26 protein-coding genes are annotated in these 13,351 nt (G+C 50.2%); 1 reads left to right on the top strand and 25 read right to left on the bottom strand.

What is annotated here, in order from left to right; genetic code table 11:
* Nucleotides 1-29: 29 nt before the first annotated feature.
* The 22 genes from secY to rpsJ form a co-directional block, all read right to left on the bottom strand.
* Nucleotides 30-1,361, bottom strand: coding sequence for a preprotein translocase subunit SecY (gene secY, locus OGY71_RS16025; protein WP_001118864.1), 1,332 nt, complete (start codon nucleotides 1,359-1,361; stop codon nucleotides 30-32).
* A 7-nt stretch (nucleotides 1,362-1,368) separates the two neighbouring features.
* Nucleotides 1,369-1,803, bottom strand: coding sequence for a 50S ribosomal protein L15 (rplO, locus tag OGY71_RS16020; protein WP_003031132.1), 435 nt, complete (start codon nucleotides 1,801-1,803; stop codon nucleotides 1,369-1,371).
* A 3-nt stretch (nucleotides 1,804-1,806) separates the two neighbouring features.
* Nucleotides 1,807-1,986, bottom strand: coding sequence for a 50S ribosomal protein L30 (rpmD, locus tag OGY71_RS16015; RefSeq protein ID WP_001140434.1), 180 nt, complete (start codon nucleotides 1,984-1,986; stop codon nucleotides 1,807-1,809).
* A 3-nt stretch (nucleotides 1,987-1,989) separates the two neighbouring features.
* Complete coding sequence (rpsE, locus tag OGY71_RS16010; RefSeq protein WP_003031131.1) at nucleotides 1,990-2,493, bottom strand: 30S ribosomal protein S5; 504 nt, start codon at nucleotides 2,491-2,493, stop codon at nucleotides 1,990-1,992.
* Nucleotides 2,494-2,507: 14 nt separating this feature from the next.
* Nucleotides 2,508-2,861: a 50S ribosomal protein L18 gene (rplR, locus tag OGY71_RS16005; RefSeq protein ID WP_000358960.1), complete on the bottom strand. Its 354-nt coding sequence runs from the start codon at nucleotides 2,859-2,861 to the stop codon at nucleotides 2,508-2,510.
* 9 nt (nucleotides 2,862-2,870) lie between these two features.
* A complete protein-coding gene (rplF, locus tag OGY71_RS16000) occupies nucleotides 2,871-3,404 on the bottom strand; it encodes a 50S ribosomal protein L6 (RefSeq protein ID WP_003031129.1) in 534 nt (177 codons plus the stop codon).
* 12 nt (nucleotides 3,405-3,416) lie between these two features.
* Complete coding sequence (gene rpsH, locus OGY71_RS15995) at nucleotides 3,417-3,809, bottom strand: 30S ribosomal protein S8 (protein ID WP_003031127.1); 393 nt, start codon at nucleotides 3,807-3,809, stop codon at nucleotides 3,417-3,419.
* Between the two features lie 30 nt (nucleotides 3,810-3,839).
* The gene (gene rpsN / locus OGY71_RS15990) at nucleotides 3,840-4,145 is read right to left on the bottom strand and encodes a 30S ribosomal protein S14 (RefSeq protein WP_003031125.1); all 306 of its coding nucleotides are present in this window, start codon (nucleotides 4,143-4,145) and stop codon (nucleotides 3,840-3,842) included.
* A gap of 14 nt (nucleotides 4,146-4,159) precedes the next feature.
* Entirely contained in the window at nucleotides 4,160-4,699 is a 540-nt protein-coding gene (rplE, locus tag OGY71_RS15985) for a 50S ribosomal protein L5 (RefSeq protein ID WP_003031123.1), read from the bottom strand.
* 14 nt (nucleotides 4,700-4,713) lie between these two features.
* Entirely contained in the window at nucleotides 4,714-5,028 is a 315-nt protein-coding gene (gene rplX, locus OGY71_RS15980; protein WP_003031122.1) for a 50S ribosomal protein L24, read from the bottom strand.
* Nucleotides 5,029-5,038: 10 nt separating this feature from the next.
* On the bottom strand, nucleotides 5,039-5,410 hold the full coding sequence (rplN, locus tag OGY71_RS15975) for a 50S ribosomal protein L14 (protein WP_000613954.1): 372 nt from the start codon (nucleotides 5,408-5,410) through the stop codon (nucleotides 5,039-5,041).
* A 163-nt stretch (nucleotides 5,411-5,573) separates the two neighbouring features.
* Nucleotides 5,574-5,828, bottom strand: a complete 255-nt coding sequence (rpsQ, locus tag OGY71_RS15970; RefSeq protein ID WP_003031120.1) for a 30S ribosomal protein S17 — start codon at nucleotides 5,826-5,828, stop codon at nucleotides 5,574-5,576.
* Nucleotides 5,828-6,019: a 50S ribosomal protein L29 gene (rpmC, locus tag OGY71_RS15965; protein WP_000644742.1), complete on the bottom strand. Its 192-nt coding sequence runs from the start codon at nucleotides 6,017-6,019 to the stop codon at nucleotides 5,828-5,830. The genes rpsQ and rpmC overlap by 1 nt, the downstream gene beginning before the upstream one ends.
* Nucleotides 6,019-6,429: a 50S ribosomal protein L16 gene (rplP, locus tag OGY71_RS15960; RefSeq protein ID WP_000941208.1), complete on the bottom strand. Its 411-nt coding sequence runs from the start codon at nucleotides 6,427-6,429 to the stop codon at nucleotides 6,019-6,021. The genes rpmC and rplP overlap by 1 nt, the downstream gene beginning before the upstream one ends.
* 12 nt (nucleotides 6,430-6,441) lie before the next feature.
* Nucleotides 6,442-7,143 carry a 30S ribosomal protein S3 gene (gene rpsC / locus OGY71_RS15955; RefSeq protein WP_000529945.1) on the bottom strand — a complete coding sequence of 234 codons (702 nt, stop codon included), beginning with the start codon at nucleotides 7,141-7,143 and terminating at the stop codon, nucleotides 6,442-6,444.
* A gap of 17 nt (nucleotides 7,144-7,160) precedes the next feature.
* Entirely contained in the window at nucleotides 7,161-7,493 is a 333-nt protein-coding gene (gene rplV / locus OGY71_RS15950) for a 50S ribosomal protein L22 (RefSeq protein WP_000448832.1), read from the bottom strand.
* Between the two features lie 14 nt (nucleotides 7,494-7,507).
* On the bottom strand, nucleotides 7,508-7,786 hold the full coding sequence (gene rpsS / locus OGY71_RS15945) for a 30S ribosomal protein S19 (RefSeq protein WP_001138115.1): 279 nt from the start codon (nucleotides 7,784-7,786) through the stop codon (nucleotides 7,508-7,510).
* A 16-nt stretch (nucleotides 7,787-7,802) separates the two neighbouring features.
* Nucleotides 7,803-8,624, bottom strand: a complete 822-nt coding sequence (gene rplB / locus OGY71_RS15940; protein ID WP_000301869.1) for a 50S ribosomal protein L2 — start codon at nucleotides 8,622-8,624, stop codon at nucleotides 7,803-7,805.
* Between the two features lie 17 nt (nucleotides 8,625-8,641).
* Nucleotides 8,642-8,944: a 50S ribosomal protein L23 gene (gene rplW / locus OGY71_RS15935; protein ID WP_000617546.1), complete on the bottom strand. Its 303-nt coding sequence runs from the start codon at nucleotides 8,942-8,944 to the stop codon at nucleotides 8,642-8,644.
* Nucleotides 8,941-9,546 carry a 50S ribosomal protein L4 gene (gene rplD / locus OGY71_RS15930; protein ID WP_003031119.1) on the bottom strand — a complete coding sequence of 202 codons (606 nt, stop codon included), beginning with the start codon at nucleotides 9,544-9,546 and terminating at the stop codon, nucleotides 8,941-8,943. Before rplD ends, rplW begins: the two co-directional genes overlap by 4 nt.
* 10 nt (nucleotides 9,547-9,556) lie before the next feature.
* Complete coding sequence (rplC, locus tag OGY71_RS15925; protein WP_003031117.1) at nucleotides 9,557-10,186, bottom strand: 50S ribosomal protein L3; 630 nt, start codon at nucleotides 10,184-10,186, stop codon at nucleotides 9,557-9,559.
* 32 nt (nucleotides 10,187-10,218) lie between these two features.
* Nucleotides 10,219-10,530 (bottom strand): 30S ribosomal protein S10, encoded by a 312-nt coding sequence (gene rpsJ, locus OGY71_RS15920; RefSeq protein WP_001181005.1) that lies wholly within the window; start codon nucleotides 10,528-10,530, stop codon nucleotides 10,219-10,221.
* Nucleotides 10,531-10,909: 379 nt separating this feature from the next.
* On the opposite strand from rpsJ, the gene OGY71_RS15915 reads away from it, so the two are divergent.
* Entirely contained in the window at nucleotides 10,910-11,377 is a 468-nt protein-coding gene (locus OGY71_RS15915; RefSeq protein ID WP_003827774.1) for a prepilin peptidase, read from the top strand.
* Here OGY71_RS15915 and bfr read toward each other — a convergent pair.
* The 3 genes from bfr to tuf form a co-directional block, all read right to left on the bottom strand.
* Nucleotides 11,374-11,850, bottom strand: a complete 477-nt coding sequence (gene bfr, locus OGY71_RS15910; protein ID WP_003827773.1) for a bacterioferritin — start codon at nucleotides 11,848-11,850, stop codon at nucleotides 11,374-11,376. The genes OGY71_RS15915 and bfr overlap by 4 nt on opposite strands.
* Before the next feature lie 71 nt (nucleotides 11,851-11,921).
* Nucleotides 11,922-12,116 carry a bacterioferritin-associated ferredoxin gene (bfd, locus tag OGY71_RS15905; protein WP_003031111.1) on the bottom strand — a complete coding sequence of 65 codons (195 nt, stop codon included), beginning with the start codon at nucleotides 12,114-12,116 and terminating at the stop codon, nucleotides 11,922-11,924.
* Between the two features lie 185 nt (nucleotides 12,117-12,301).
* Nucleotides 12,302-13,351: elongation factor Tu (gene tuf, locus OGY71_RS15900; RefSeq protein ID WP_063942044.1), on the bottom strand; the 1,050-nt coding region annotated here is incomplete at its 5' end.

The following is a 13,351-nucleotide window of genomic DNA, read 5'->3' as shown; positions in this document are numbered from 1 at the left end:
TTTACTCTCCGTAACTTCTCGGGCGACTGTTAACGGCCGTAGCCTTTCAGATTCGCCTTCTTCAATGCAGACTCGTACTGACTTGACATCATCAGAGTTTGCACTTGAGCCATAAAGTCCATAATCACGACAACAACGATAAGCAGTGAGGTCCCACCGAAGTAGAACGGTACTTTCATTGCATCACGCATGAACTCCGGGATCAGGCAGATAAAAGTAATGTAGAGCGCACCAACCAAAGTCAGGCGGGTCATTACTTTATCGATATACTTCGCCGTTTGCTCTCCCGGACGAATTCCTGGTACAAATGCACCGGACTTCTTCAGGTTATCTGCTGTTTCACGCGGGTTGAAAACCAACGCCGTGTAGAAGAAACAGAAGAATATGATTGCAGACGCATAGAGTAACACATAAAGCGGTTGCCCAGGCTGCAAATACAGCGAAATTGTTGTCAGCCAGTTCCAACCAGTCCCGCCCCCGAACCATGACGCGATGGTCGCCGGGAACAGAATAATACTGGAAGCGAAGATTGCCGGGATTACCCCCGCCATATTCACTTTCAGCGGTAAATGTGTGCTCTGTGCAGCATAGACACGACGACCTTGCTGACGTTTCGCGTAGTTTACCACAATACGGCGTTGACCACGCTCAACAAATACAACAAAGAACGTCACTGCGAATACTAATACTGCAACCAACAGCAACACGAGGAAGTGCAGGTCGCCTTGACGCGCTTGCTCGATAGTATGGGCAATGGCTGGCGGGAGTCCCGCGACAATACCGGCGAAGATAATGATTGAGATACCGTTGCCGATACCACGTTCAGTAATCTGTTCGCCCAACCACATCAGGAACATCGTCCCTGTAACCAGACTTACAACAGCGGTGAAATAGAATGCAAAGCCTGGGTTCATCACCAGGCCCTGCATACCAGGCATATTCGGCAGACCGGTAGCAATACCGATCGACTGGAATATTGCCAGCACCAGAGTACCGTAGCGGGTGTACTGGCTGATCTTACGACGACCAGACTCCCCTTCTTTCTTAATTTCTGCCAGCGTTGGATGAACCACCGTCAGCAGCTGGATAATGATCGACGCCGAAATATACGGCATGATCCCCAGAGCAAAGATAGAAGCACGGCTGAGAGCACCACCAGAGAACATGTTAAACATTTCAATGATGGTGCCTCGCTGTTGCTCAAGCAGTTTGGCAAGTACAGCGGCATCAATACCAGGGATCGGAATGAAAGAGCCAATACGGAACACAATCAGCGCGCCGATTACAAACAGCAGTCTGCGTTTCAGCTCGCCTAAGCCACCTTTGGCACTTTGAAAATCTAATCCCGGTTGTTTAGCCATCTGCTACTTATTCCTCGATTTTACCGCCAGCAGCTTCGATAGCAGCACGAGCGCCTTTAGTAACACGCAGGCCACGAACAGTTACCGGAGTAGTGACTTCACCAGCCAGGATCACTTTCGCGAACTCGATCTGGATACCGATAATGTTAGCTGCTTTCAGCGTGTTCAGGTCTACAACACCGCCTTCAACTTTAGCCAGGTCAGACAGACGAACTTCGGCTGTAATCGCTGCTTTACGTGAAGTGAAGCCGAATTTCGGCAGACGACGGTACAGAGGCATCTGACCACCCTCGAAACCGCGACGTACGCCACCGCCAGAACGAGACTTCTGACCTTTGTGACCACGACCACCGGTTTTACCGAGGCCAGAACCGATACCACGACCCAGGCGGCGAGCCGCTTTTTTAGAGCCTTCGGCCGGAGACAGAGTATTTAAACGCATCTCTTACTCCTCAACTTTAACCATGAAGGAAACCGCGTTGACCATACCACGAACAGCAGGAGTATCCTCGCGCTCTACGGTGTGACCAATACGACGCAGACCCAGGCCAAGCAGCGTTGCCTTGTGTTTCGGCAGACGACCGATTGCACTGCGGGTTTGAGTAATTTTAATAGTCTTTGCCATGGTTTATTTCCCCAGAATTTCTTCAACGGATTTACCACGCTTGGCAGCGACCATTTCCGGAGATTTCATATTTTCCAGGCCATCGATAGTTGCACGAACCACGTTAATCGGGTTAGTAGAACCATATGCTTTAGCCAGAACGTTACGAACTCCAGCGACTTCCAGAACGGCGCGCATTGCACCACCGGCGATGATACCGGTACCTTCGGAAGCCGGCTGCATGAATACACGAGAACCCGTGTGAGTACCCTTAACCGGGTGCTGCAGGGTGCCGTGGTTCAGCGCGACGTTAATCATATTGCGACGGGCTTTTTCCATCGCTTTCTGGATCGCTGCTGGAACTTCACGCGCTTTACCGTAACCAAAACCAACGCGACCGTTACCATCACCAACTACAGTCAGAGCTGTGAAGGAGAAAATACGACCACCTTTAACGGTTTTAGATACGCGGTTAACCGCGATCAGCTTTTCCTGCAGTTCGCCAGCTTGTTTTTCGATGTGAGCCATCTTACACCTCTACCTTAGAACTGAAGGCCAGCTTCACGGGCAGCATCTGCCAGTGCCTGGACACGACCATGATATTGGAACCCGGAACGGTCAAAAGAAACATCTTTGATGCCTTTTTCCAGAGCGCGTTCAGCAACAGCTTTACCTACAGCTGCAGCAGCGTCTTTGTTACCGGTGTACTTCAATTGTTCAGCGATAGCTTTTTCTACAGTAGAAGCAGCTACCAGAACTTCAGAACCGTTCGGTGCAATTACCTGTGCGTAAATATGACGCGGGGTACGATGTACCACCAGGCGAGTTGCACCCAGCTCCTGGAGCTTGCGGCGTGCGCGGGTCGCACGACGGATACGAGCAGATTTCTTATCCATAGTGTTACCTTACTTCTTCTTAGCCTCTTTGGTACGCACGACTTCGTCGGCGTAACGAACACCCTTGCCTTTATAAGGCTCAGGACGACGGTAGGCGCGCAGATCTGCTGCAACCTGGCCGATCAGCTGTTTATCAGCGCCTTTCAGCACGATTTCAGTCTGAGACGGACATTCTGCAGTGATTCCCGCAGGCAGCTGATGGTCAACTGGGTGAGAGAAACCTAAAGCCAGGTTTACTACATTCCCTTTAACCGCTGCACGATAACCTACACCAACCAGCTGAAGCTTCTTAGTGAAGCCTTCGGTAACACCGACAACCATTGCATTCAGCAGGGCACGCGCGGTACCAGCCTGAGCCCATCCATCTGCGTAACCATCACGCGGACCGAAGGTCAGTGCATTATCTGCATGATTTACTGCAACAGCATCGTTGAGAGTACGAGTCAGCTCGCCGTTTTTACCTTTGATCGTAATAACCTGACCGTTGATTTTTACATCAACGCCGGCAGGAATAACGACCGGTGCTTTAGCAACACGAGACATTTTTTCCTCCGATTAGGCTACGTAGCAGATAATTTCGCCACCAAGACCAGCCTGGCGCGCTGCACGATCAGTCATAACACCTTTAGAGGTAGAAACAACTGCGATACCCATGCCAGCCATAACTTTCGGCAGCTCGTCTTTACGCTTATAAATGCGCAGACCTGGGCGACTGACACGCTGAATGCTTTCTACAACAGCTTTACCCTGGAAATACTTGAGAGTAAGTTCCAGTTCCGGCTTGGTGTCGCCTTCAACTTTAAAATCTTCAATAAAACCTTCTTCCTTCAGCACGTTGGCAATTGCCACTTTCAGCTTGGAGGAAGGCATGGTGACCGCAGCTTTATTCGCGGCCTGACCGTTACGGATACGGGTCAGCATATCCGCGATCGGATCTTGCATGCTCATCTGTCTTTACTCCCGTGATTCAATTGGTAATTACCAGCTAGCCTTTTTCAAGCCTGGTACTTCACCGCGCATGGCGGCTTCACGCAGTTTGATACGGCTCAACCCGAACTTGCCCACATAGCCATGCGGACGACCTGTTTGACGGCAGCGGTTACGCTGACGGGACGGGCTGGAATCACGCGGCAGAGACTGCAGCTTGAGAACTGCGTTCCAACGATCTTCGTCGGTCGCGTTCACATCAGAGATAATAGCTTTCAGTTCAGCGCGTTTTGCGAAGTACTTATCAGCTAAAGCTACGCGCTTTACTTCGCGTGCTTTCATTGATTGCTTAGCCATTCAGTAACCCTACCTTACTTGCGGAACGGGAAGTCAAAGGCAGCCAGCAGAGCACGGCCTTCTTCATCAGATTTCGCAGTAGTGGTAATGGTAATATCCAAACCACGCACGCGGTCGACTTTATCGTAGTCGATTTCTGGGAAGATGATCTGCTCACGGACACCCATGCTGTAGTTACCACGACCGTCGAAAGACTTAGCGGACAAGCCACGGAAGTCACGGATACGTGGAACAGCAATAGTGATCAGGCGCTCAAAGAACTCCCACATGCGTTCGCCACGCAGAGTTACTTTACAGCCGATCGGATAGCCCTGACGGATTTTGAAGCCTGCAACTGATTTGCGTGCTTTGGTGATCAGCGGTTTTTGACCGGAGATTGCTGTCAGGTCAGCTGCTGCGTTATCCAGCAGTTTCTTGTCAGCGATCGCTTCACCAACACCCATGTTCAGGGTGATCTTCTCGACCCGAGGGACTTGCATGACAGAATTGTAGTTAAACTCAGTCATGAGTTTAGCGACTACTTCGTCTTTGTAGTAATCATGCAGTTTCGCCATCGTACTACTCCAAATTACTTGATAGTTTCGCTGTTAGATTTGAAGAAACGGACTTTTTTGCCGTCTTCGAATCTAAAGCCTACACGGTCAGCCTTGCCGGTTGCCGCGTTGAAGATAGCAAGGTTAGAGATCTGAATAGCTGCTTCTTTCTCTACGATGCCGCCTGGTTGGTTCAGGGCCGGAACCGGCTTCTGATGTTTCTTAACCAGGTTGATACCTTCAACAATGACCTTGCCGGAAGACAGGACATTCTTAACTTTACCGCGTTTACCTTTATCTTTACCGGTTAACACGATAACTTCGTCATCACGACGGATCTTCGCTGCCATGATTCGCTCCTTAGAGTACTTCTGGTGCCAGAGAGATAATTTTCATGAACTTCTCGTTACGAAGTTCACGAGTTACCGGCCCAAAAATACGCGTACCGATAGGTTGCTCGCTGTTATTGTTTAAAATAACGCATGCATTACCATCGAAGCGAATGACAGAACCGTCCGGGCGACGAACACCCTTCTTGGTGCGCACCACTACCGCCTTCAGCACATCACCTTTTTTGACCTTACCACGCGGAATTGCTTCCTTGATGGTGATCTTGATGATATCGCCGACGCCTGCGTAGCGACGGTGCGAGCCACCCAGAACCTTGATACACATTACGCGACGTGCACCGGAGTTGTCGGCGACGTTCAGCATAGTCTGTTCTTGGATCATTTTAGTGCTCCGCTAATGTCAACTACTACTGAGACCCGAAAATCAGGTCGTTAAAAAAGCCCCATATCGGGGGCGCGGCATTATAACACCGCTTCAACGATATGGGTAGAAAAAATAAACGGCTCATCGCTGAGCCGTTTATTCGTTGAGAATGCCTACTGTATTACAGAACGGCTTTCTCTACAACGCGAACCAGCGTCCAGGACTTAGTCTTGGACAGCGGACGGCATTCGCGGATTTCAACCACGTCACCAGTACCGCATTCGTTGTTCTCGTCATGTACGTGCAGTTTGGTCGTACGCTTAATGAATTTACCGTAGATCGGGTGTTTCACAAAACGTTCGATAGCAACAACGATGGATTTCTCCATTTTATCGCTAACAACGCGACCTTGCAGAGTACGGATTTTATCGGTCATTACGCACCCGCCTTCTCAGTCAGTAAAGTCTTAACGCGTGCGACGTCACGACGCACTTGCTTCAACAGGTGAGACTGTTGCAGCTGGCCACTTGCAGCCTGCATACGCAGGTTGAACTGCTCACGCAGCAGATTCAGCAGCTCGGTGTTCAGCTCTTCAACACTCTTCTCACGCAGCTCTTTTGCTTTCATTACATCACCGTCTTAGTTACAAAGGTGGTTTTAATCGGCAGTTTCGCTGCTGCCAGCTTGAATGCTTCACGGGCCAGCTCTTCCGGTACGCCGTCCATTTCATACAGGACTTTACCCGGCTGAATCAAGGCAACCCAATACTCCACGTTACCTTTACCTTTACCCATACGCACTGCCAGCGGCTTTTCAGTGATCGGTTTGTCCGGGAATACACGGATCCAGATCTTACCTTGACGCTTAACTGCACGGGTCATAGCACGACGTGCTGCTTCGATCTGACGGGCAGTCAGACGACCACGGCCAACAGCTTTCAGACCGAAGCTGCCGAAGCTAACATCCGCGCCAGCAGCCAGACCGCGGTTACGGCCTTTGTGCATTTTACGGAATTTTGTACGCTTTGGTTGTAACATCAGCGACGCTCCTTATTTACGGCCTTTACGCTGCTGCTTTTTAGGTTGCGCAGCCGGTTTTTCCGGTTGTTCAACAGCAGCCATACCACCCAGGATCTCGCCTTTGAAGATCCACACTTTAACGCCGATTACACCGTAAGTGGTGTGCGCTTCAGAGGTGTTGTAGTCGATGTCAGCACGCAGAGTGTGCAGAGGTACGCGACCTTCGCGGTACCATTCGGTACGTGCGATTTCCGCGCCGCCCAGACGGCCGCTAACTTCAACTTTGATACCTTTAGCGCCCAGACGCATTGCGTTCTGTACAGCACGCTTCATAGCACGACGGAACATAACACGACGTTCCAGCTGAGAAGTGATGCTGTCAGCAACCAATTTTGCGTCCAGTTCAGGCTTACGCACTTCGGCGATATTGATCTGAGCAGGAACGCCAGCAATATCCGCTACGACTTTGCGCAGTTTTTCTACGTCTTCGCCTTTCTTACCGATAACGATACCCGGGCGAGCGGTGTGAATGGTCACACGGATGCTCTTAGCCGGACGCTCGATAACGATACGAGATACAGACGCTTTAGCCAGTTCCTTAGTCAGGTACTGACGTACTTTAAAATCGCTGTCCAGGTTGTCAGCGAATTCTTTGGTGTTCGCAAACCAGGTTGAGTTCCATGGTTTTACAATACCCAGGCGAATACCATTAGGATGTACTTTCTGACCCATTGCTAGTCTCCAGAGTCTCAGCGATCGGACACAACCACAGTAATGTGGCTGGTGCGCTTCAGGATGCGATCTGCACGACCTTTTGCACGCGGCATAATGCGCTTCATGCTCGGGCCTTCGTCTACGAAAATTTTCGTAACTTTCAGATCGTCAATGTCAGCGCCATCGTTGTGTTCAGCGTTAGCAATGGCAGATTCCAGGACTTTCTTAACCAGTACAGCCGCTTTCTTATTGGTGTAGGTCAGAATATCCAGAGCCTGCGACACTTTCTTACCGCGAATCAGGTCTGCAACAAGGCGAACCTTCTGAGCAGAAGAACGAGCATGGCGATGTTGAGCTAAAGTTTCCATCTCTTCCTCCTACCTTATTTCTTCTTCGCTTTTTTATCAGCAGCGTGGCCGCGATAAGTACGAGTCGGTGCGAATTCACCCAGTTTGTGACCGACCATTTCGTCGGAAACAAATACCGGAACGTGCTGACGACCATTATGGACAGCGATGGTCAAACCGATCATGTTAGGAAAGATCGTTGAACGACGGGACCAAGTGCGCAGGGGCTTCTTGTCTCCGCTTTCCACCGCTTTCTCTACCTTCTTCAGCAAGTGCAGGTCAATAAAAGGACCTTTCTTGAGAGAACGTGGCATGGCTTATCCTCTAAAATTATTTGCTACGGCGACGTACGATGAATTTATCAGTACGCTTGTTGCTGCGGGTCTTCTTACCTTTGGTCTGAACGCCCCACGGAGTTACCGGGTGCTTACCAAAGTTACGACCTTCACCACCACCATGTGGGTGGTCGACTGGGTTCATCGCAGTACCGCGAACGGTAGGACGAACACCACGCCAGCGTGCAGCACCTGCTTTACCCAGAACGCGCAGCATATGCTCAGCATTGCCAACTTCGCCCAGAGTTGCACGGCAGTCTGCTTCGACTTTACGCATTTCACCAGAACGCAGACGCAGGGTGACATAAGCACCATCACGAGCAACGATCTGAACGTAAGTACCAGCGGAACGTGCCAGCTGACCGCCTTTACCTGGTTTCATTTCTACGTTATGAACGGTAGAACCAACCGGGATATTGCGCATCGGCAGGGTGTTACCTGCTTTGATTGCAGCATCAACGCCAGACTGAATCTGGTCGCCAGCTTTCAGGCCTTTAGGGGCCAGGATGTAACGGCGTTCACCGTCTTTGTACAGAACCAGCGCGATGTTCGCGGAGCGGTTCGGATCGTACTCAAGACGTTCAACAACTGCCGGGATACCGTCTTTGTTGCGTTTGAAGTCAACAATACGATAAGCCTGCTTGTGACCACCACCGATGTGACGAGTGGTGATGCGGCCATTGTTGTTACGACCACCGGATTTGCTGTTTTTTTCAACCAGCGGAGCAAAAGGTTTGCCCTTGTGCAGCTCTGGGTTGACCACTTTAACAACGTGGCGACGACCCGGAGATGTCGGTTTACATTTAACAACTGCCATTGTATTACTCCTCCGACTTACTCAGCGCCGCCGACGAAGTCCAGATTCTGGCCTTCCTTCAGGGTGACGTAAGCTTTTTTCCAGTCGCTACGACGACCGATACGCTGTCCGTGACGTTTAACTTTCCCTTTAACTACCAGGGTGTTAACGACTTCGACTTCGACTTCAAACAGTTTCTGCACAGCAGCTTTGATTTCTGCTTTGGTCGCGTCTTTAGCAACTTTGAGAACGATGGTGTTAGTTTTTTCCATCGCAGTAGACGCTTTTTCAGAAACGTGCGGTGCGCGCAGCACTTTCAGCAGACGTTCTTCACGAATCATGCCAGCATCTCCTCAACTTGCTTAACAGCATCAGCAGTCATTACGACTTTGTCGAAGGCGATCAGGCTAACCGGGTCGATACCAGTTGCATCGCGTACGTCAACCTTGTGCAGGTTGCGCGCAGCCAGGAACAGGTTTTCGTCCAGCTCACCGGTGATGATCAGCACATCTTCCAGAGCCATGTCTTTCAGTTTCTGTGCCAGCAGCTTAGTTTTAGGCGCTTCTACAGAGAATGATTCGACAACGATCAGACGATCCTGACGTACCAGTTCGGACAGAATGCTTTTCAGCGCGCCGCGGTACATCTTTTTGTTAACTTTTTGACTGTGGTCCTGTGGACGAGCAGCGAAGGTCACGCCACCTGAACGCCAGATCGGGCTCTTGATAGAACCTGAACGCGCACGGCCGGTACCTTTCTGGCGCCACGGCTTTTTGCCTGAACCAGTTACTTCAGCACGAGTCTTCTGAGCACGAGTACCCTGACGAGCACCAGCTGCATAAGCAACAACAACCTGGTGAACCAGCGCTTCGTTGAAATCACGACCGAAGGTAGTTTCGGAAACAGTCAGCGCGCTCTGCGCGTCTTTCAATACTAATTCCATTGCTATCCCCTTACGCCTTCACAGCTGGTTTAACGATCAGGTCGCAACCGGTCGCACCCGGAACACCACCTTTAACCAGCAGCAGGTTGCGCTCAGCGTCAACACGTACTACGTCCAGGCTCTGAACGGTTACACGTTCGTTGCCCAGCTGACCTGCCATTTTCTTGCCTTTGAACACTTTGCCCGGAGTCTGGTTCTGACCGATAGAACCCGGAACGCGGTGAGACAAGGAGTTACCGTGAGTAGCGTCCTGGGTACGGAAGTTCCAGCGCTTAACGGTACCAGCGAAACCTTTACCTTTAGAGGTACCGGTTACGTCAACTTTTTTAACGTCAGCAAACAGTTCAACGCTAATGTTCTGACCAACGGTGTATTCTTCACCATCTGCCAGACGGAACTCCCACAGGCCGCGGCCAGCTTCTACGCCAGCTTTAGCAAAGTGGCCAGCTTCCGGCTTAGTTACGCGGTTAGCTTTTTTAGCACCGGTGGTAACCTGAACAGCGCGATAGCCATCGTTAGCCAGATCTTTAACCTGAGTAACGCGGTTTGCTTCAACTTCGATAACGGTTACTGGGATAGATACGCCATCTTCAGTGAAGATGCGGGTCATACCCACTTTTTTACCGACTAAACCAATCATTGTATCAACCTCTCAATCGCTCGATGACCTGATTAACCCAGGCTGATCTGCACGTCTACACCGGCAGCCAGGTCCAGACGCATCAGAGCATCAACGGTTTTTTCAGTTGGCTCAACGATGTCAACCAGACGCTTGTGAGTACGGATCTCGTACTGATCACGCGCGTCTTTGTTGACGTGCGGGGAGATCAGAACGGTGAAACGCTCTTTGCGGGTCGGCAGCGGGATCGGACCACGAACCTGCGCACCAGTGCGCTTGGCAGTCTCGACGATTTCCGCGGTTGATTGATCGATCAGACGATGATCAAACGCTTTCAAACGGATACGGATTCTTTGGTTCTGCATGAGACCAGAGCTCCAATTATTTTATAGACGAAATAGTTACTCCTCAAACCCATTACGATTGATGGGAGAGTGTAACCGTTCTTACAGAGTTCCCCGATTGGGAACATTGTCTGGTATTGCTTTCGCAGTACCGGTGGCTCATATCGAACCGCTGTCAATATTAGACAAGCCCGCGCATTATACGTAAATCTCAGTCTTAAGCAAGTGCCGCGTAGAAATTAATCACTCGTTCACAAATGCGGCGCTCCTTCCACTCTGATTGTATGTCCTGCGGTGCAACGCGTTTTCCGTGGAAGAGAGCATCCATAACCCAGATCCCGGGCTTGTAGGGCCGCCGGGTTTACCTGAAGGTAAACGCTTTACCAGATAAGGCTTGCCCATGTACATCGACCTCCCCTTTCTGTTGATTTATGTTTCGCTATCAGGACTGCTCTTAGTCCACGACCTACGTACAGGGTTGCTGCCCGACAAATTTACCTGCCCTCTTTTGTGGGGCGGTCTTATTTATCATCAATGCTGCAGACCTGCACAGTTATCCGACGCGCTTTGGGGTGCTGTAGCGGGTTATGGGGTATTTGCTTTGTTCTACTGGGGGTATCGTTTGATATGCCGACAGGAAGGGTTAGGCTTTGGCGATGTCAAATTTCTTGCCGCGCTAGGCGCATGGCATCGCTGGGAATCATTACCACTTTTGGTTTTACTTGCCGCGGGTATGGCATGTTGCCTCACCGGGATTTCCTGCGTCCGTTACGGGAAACAGGTACTAAAAAACCCGCTGCCATTTGGGCCATATCTGGCGGCTGCGGGTTTTGTTATTGGCCTGGTAAGTATGATACTGGGTGGTTAGTCACTGACTTTAATTTGCGATTGCAGATAATTTTGTAAGCCAAGTTTTGCAATCAGGTCCAGCTCGGTTTCGAGCCAGTCAATATGCCCTTCTTCTTCAGTCAGGATCTCAATCATCATATCCCGGCTGACATAATCATGAACGCTATCGGCATAGGCAATGGCTTCACGCAAGTCTTTAGCACCATCGAGTTCGAGTCGAAGATCGGATTGCAGCATCTCTTCAACGTCTTCGCCAATACCCAACTTGCCAAGATCCTGCAAGTTCGGGATCCCTTCTAAGAATAAAATACGCTCGATATATTTATCAGCGTGTTTCATCTCATCGATAGATTCATGGTACTCAACATCATTGAGGCGAGTCAGTCCCCAGTTTTTAAACATACGAGCATGGAGAAAATACTGGTTGATCGCGACAAGCTCATTTCCCAATAGTTTATTGAGATAATTTATGATTTTAACATCACCTTTCATTTTATAGTCCCTCCGCTTCCACTCTTAGAGCGTAGATGGGGCTACAGGGATGTCAAAAAAAAGAGTGTGACTTAGGCGATCTCTTTAAATTCTGGCATTTGTGTTAATTCATCCTGCATGACCTCGCGGGCAGCACGAATGCATTTACCGCATTGATTTCCAACAGGAATAAATTTACGTAATTGCTGAAAGGACTGAGGATGAAACTGGCGAACAGCCTGACGTATTTTTTTATCACTTATCGCATTACACAAACAAACGTACATGATCGCTCCCGTTCAATTTCTGCGCAAAGTGTAAATGAGAATAGTTATGATTACAATAGCACAACGCGATTTACGCGGCGGGAGAATGAATAAAAAATGCGAATAAATATGACAACGACTAAATTGCAGGTAGCAAAAAGGGCGCCGAAGCGCCCTTTTTAAGCTCAAAGCTAATTAATCAATAATTAGCTCATTACTTTAGCAACAACGCCCGCACCAACAGTACGGCCGCCTTCACGGATTGCGAAACGCAGACCGTCGTCCATCGCGATTGGGTGGATCAGGGTAACAACCATTTTGATGTTGTCGCCCGGCATTACCATCTCTACGCCTTCCGGCAGTTCGATGGTACCAGTCACGTCAGTAGTACGGAAGTAGAACTGCGGACGGTAGCCTTTGAAGAACGGAGTATGACGGCCGCCTTCGTCTTTGGACAGAATGTACACTTCAGATTCGAACTTGGTGTGCGGCTTGATAGAGCCCGGCTTAGCCAGTACCTGACCACGTTCGATTTCTTCACGTTTGATACCACGCAGCAGAACACCAACGTTCTCACCAGCACGGCCTTCGTCCAGCAGTTTGCGGAACATTTCAACGCCAGTACAGGTAGACTTAGCAGTCTCTTTGATACCAACGATTTCAACTTCTTCACCAACTTTGATGATACCGCGCTCTACACGACCGGTAACAACGGTACCACGACCGGAGATGGAGAATACGTCTTCGATAGGCAGCAGGAACGGCTTGTCAATCGCACGCTCTGGTTCTGGGATGTAAGAATCCAGGAAGCCAGCCAGTTCGATGATTTTCGCTTCCCACTCTGCTTCGCCTTCCAGCGCTTTCAGAGCAGAACCACGAACGATCGGAGTGTCGTCGCCCGGGAAATCGTACTGAGACAGAAGTTCACGAACTTCCATTTCTACCAGTTCCAGCAGCTCTTCGTCATCAACCATGTCGCATTTGTTCAGGAACACGATGATGTACGGAACACCTACCTGACGACCCAGCAGGATGTGCTCACGAGTCTGCGGCATCGGGCCGTCAGTCGCAGCAACAACCAGGATCGCGCCGTCCATCTGCGCAGCACCGGTGATCATGTTTTTAACATAGTCGGCGTGGCCCGGGCAGTCTACGTGTGCGTAGTGGCGAGTCGGGGTGTCATATTCAACGTGAGAAGTGTTGATGGTGATACCACGAGCTTTTTCTTCCGGCGCGTTATCGATCTGGTCGAATGC

Source organism: Citrobacter sp. Cpo109 (assembly GCF_030332565.1).
Taxonomy (GTDB): domain Bacteria; phylum Pseudomonadota; class Gammaproteobacteria; order Enterobacterales; family Enterobacteriaceae; genus Citrobacter; species Citrobacter portucalensis.
This window is presented reverse-complemented; position numbering and strand designations above follow the sequence as displayed.

What these genes read in the sequence shown, in the direction of transcription:
- secY (WP_001118864.1), bottom strand. Translation starts at nt 1,361, where the DNA reads ATGGCTAAACAACCGGGATTAGATTTTCAAAGTGCCAAAGGTGGCTTA.
- rplO (WP_003031132.1), bottom strand. Translation starts at nt 1,803, where the DNA reads ATGCGTTTAAATACTCTGTCTCCGGCCGAAGGCTCTAAAAAAGCGGCT.
- rpmD (WP_001140434.1), bottom strand. Translation starts at nt 1,986, where the DNA reads ATGGCAAAGACTATTAAAATTACTCAAACCCGCAGTGCAATCGGTCGT.
- rpsE (WP_003031131.1), bottom strand. Translation starts at nt 2,493, where the DNA reads ATGGCTCACATCGAAAAACAAGCTGGCGAACTGCAGGAAAAGCTGATC.
- rplR (WP_000358960.1), bottom strand. Translation starts at nt 2,861, where the DNA reads ATGGATAAGAAATCTGCTCGTATCCGTCGTGCGACCCGCGCACGCCGC.
- rplF (WP_003031129.1), bottom strand. Translation starts at nt 3,404, where the DNA reads ATGTCTCGTGTTGCTAAAGCACCGGTCGTTATTCCTGCCGGCGTTGAT.
- rpsH (WP_003031127.1), bottom strand. Translation starts at nt 3,809, where the DNA reads ATGAGCATGCAAGATCCGATCGCGGATATGCTGACCCGTATCCGTAAC.
- rpsN (WP_003031125.1), bottom strand. Translation starts at nt 4,145, where the DNA reads ATGGCTAAGCAATCAATGAAAGCACGCGAAGTAAAGCGCGTAGCTTTA.
- rplE (WP_003031123.1), bottom strand. Translation starts at nt 4,699, where the DNA reads ATGGCGAAACTGCATGATTACTACAAAGACGAAGTAGTCGCTAAACTC.
- rplX (WP_003031122.1), bottom strand. Translation starts at nt 5,028, where the DNA reads ATGGCAGCGAAGATCCGTCGTGATGACGAAGTTATCGTGTTAACCGGT.
- rplN (WP_000613954.1), bottom strand. Translation starts at nt 5,410, where the DNA reads ATGATCCAAGAACAGACTATGCTGAACGTCGCCGACAACTCCGGTGCA.
- rpsQ (WP_003031120.1), bottom strand. Translation starts at nt 5,828, where the DNA reads ATGACCGATAAAATCCGTACTCTGCAAGGTCGCGTTGTTAGCGATAAA.
- rpmC (WP_000644742.1), bottom strand. Translation starts at nt 6,019, where the DNA reads ATGAAAGCAAAAGAGCTGCGTGAGAAGAGTGTTGAAGAGCTGAACACC.
- rplP (WP_000941208.1), bottom strand. Translation starts at nt 6,429, where the DNA reads ATGTTACAACCAAAGCGTACAAAATTCCGTAAAATGCACAAAGGCCGT.
- rpsC (WP_000529945.1), bottom strand. Translation starts at nt 7,143, where the DNA reads ATGGGTCAGAAAGTACATCCTAATGGTATTCGCCTGGGTATTGTAAAA.
- rplV (WP_000448832.1), bottom strand. Translation starts at nt 7,493, where the DNA reads ATGGAAACTTTAGCTCAACATCGCCATGCTCGTTCTTCTGCTCAGAAG.
- rpsS (WP_001138115.1), bottom strand. Translation starts at nt 7,786, where the DNA reads ATGCCACGTTCTCTCAAGAAAGGTCCTTTTATTGACCTGCACTTGCTG.
- rplB (WP_000301869.1), bottom strand. Translation starts at nt 8,624, where the DNA reads ATGGCAGTTGTTAAATGTAAACCGACATCTCCGGGTCGTCGCCACGTT.
- rplW (WP_000617546.1), bottom strand. Translation starts at nt 8,944, where the DNA reads ATGATTCGTGAAGAACGTCTGCTGAAAGTGCTGCGCGCACCGCACGTT.
- rplD (WP_003031119.1), bottom strand. Translation starts at nt 9,546, where the DNA reads ATGGAATTAGTATTGAAAGACGCGCAGAGCGCGCTGACTGTTTCCGAA.
- rplC (WP_003031117.1), bottom strand. Translation starts at nt 10,186, where the DNA reads ATGATTGGTTTAGTCGGTAAAAAAGTGGGTATGACCCGCATCTTCACT.
- rpsJ (WP_001181005.1), bottom strand. Translation starts at nt 10,530, where the DNA reads ATGCAGAACCAAAGAATCCGTATCCGTTTGAAAGCGTTTGATCATCGT.
- OGY71_RS15915 (WP_003827774.1), top strand. Translation starts at nt 10,910, where the DNA reads ATGTACATCGACCTCCCCTTTCTGTTGATTTATGTTTCGCTATCAGGA.
- bfr (WP_003827773.1), bottom strand. Translation starts at nt 11,850, where the DNA reads ATGAAAGGTGATGTTAAAATCATAAATTATCTCAATAAACTATTGGGA.
- bfd (WP_003031111.1), bottom strand. Translation starts at nt 12,116, where the DNA reads ATGTACGTTTGTTTGTGTAATGCGATAAGTGATAAAAAAATACGTCAG.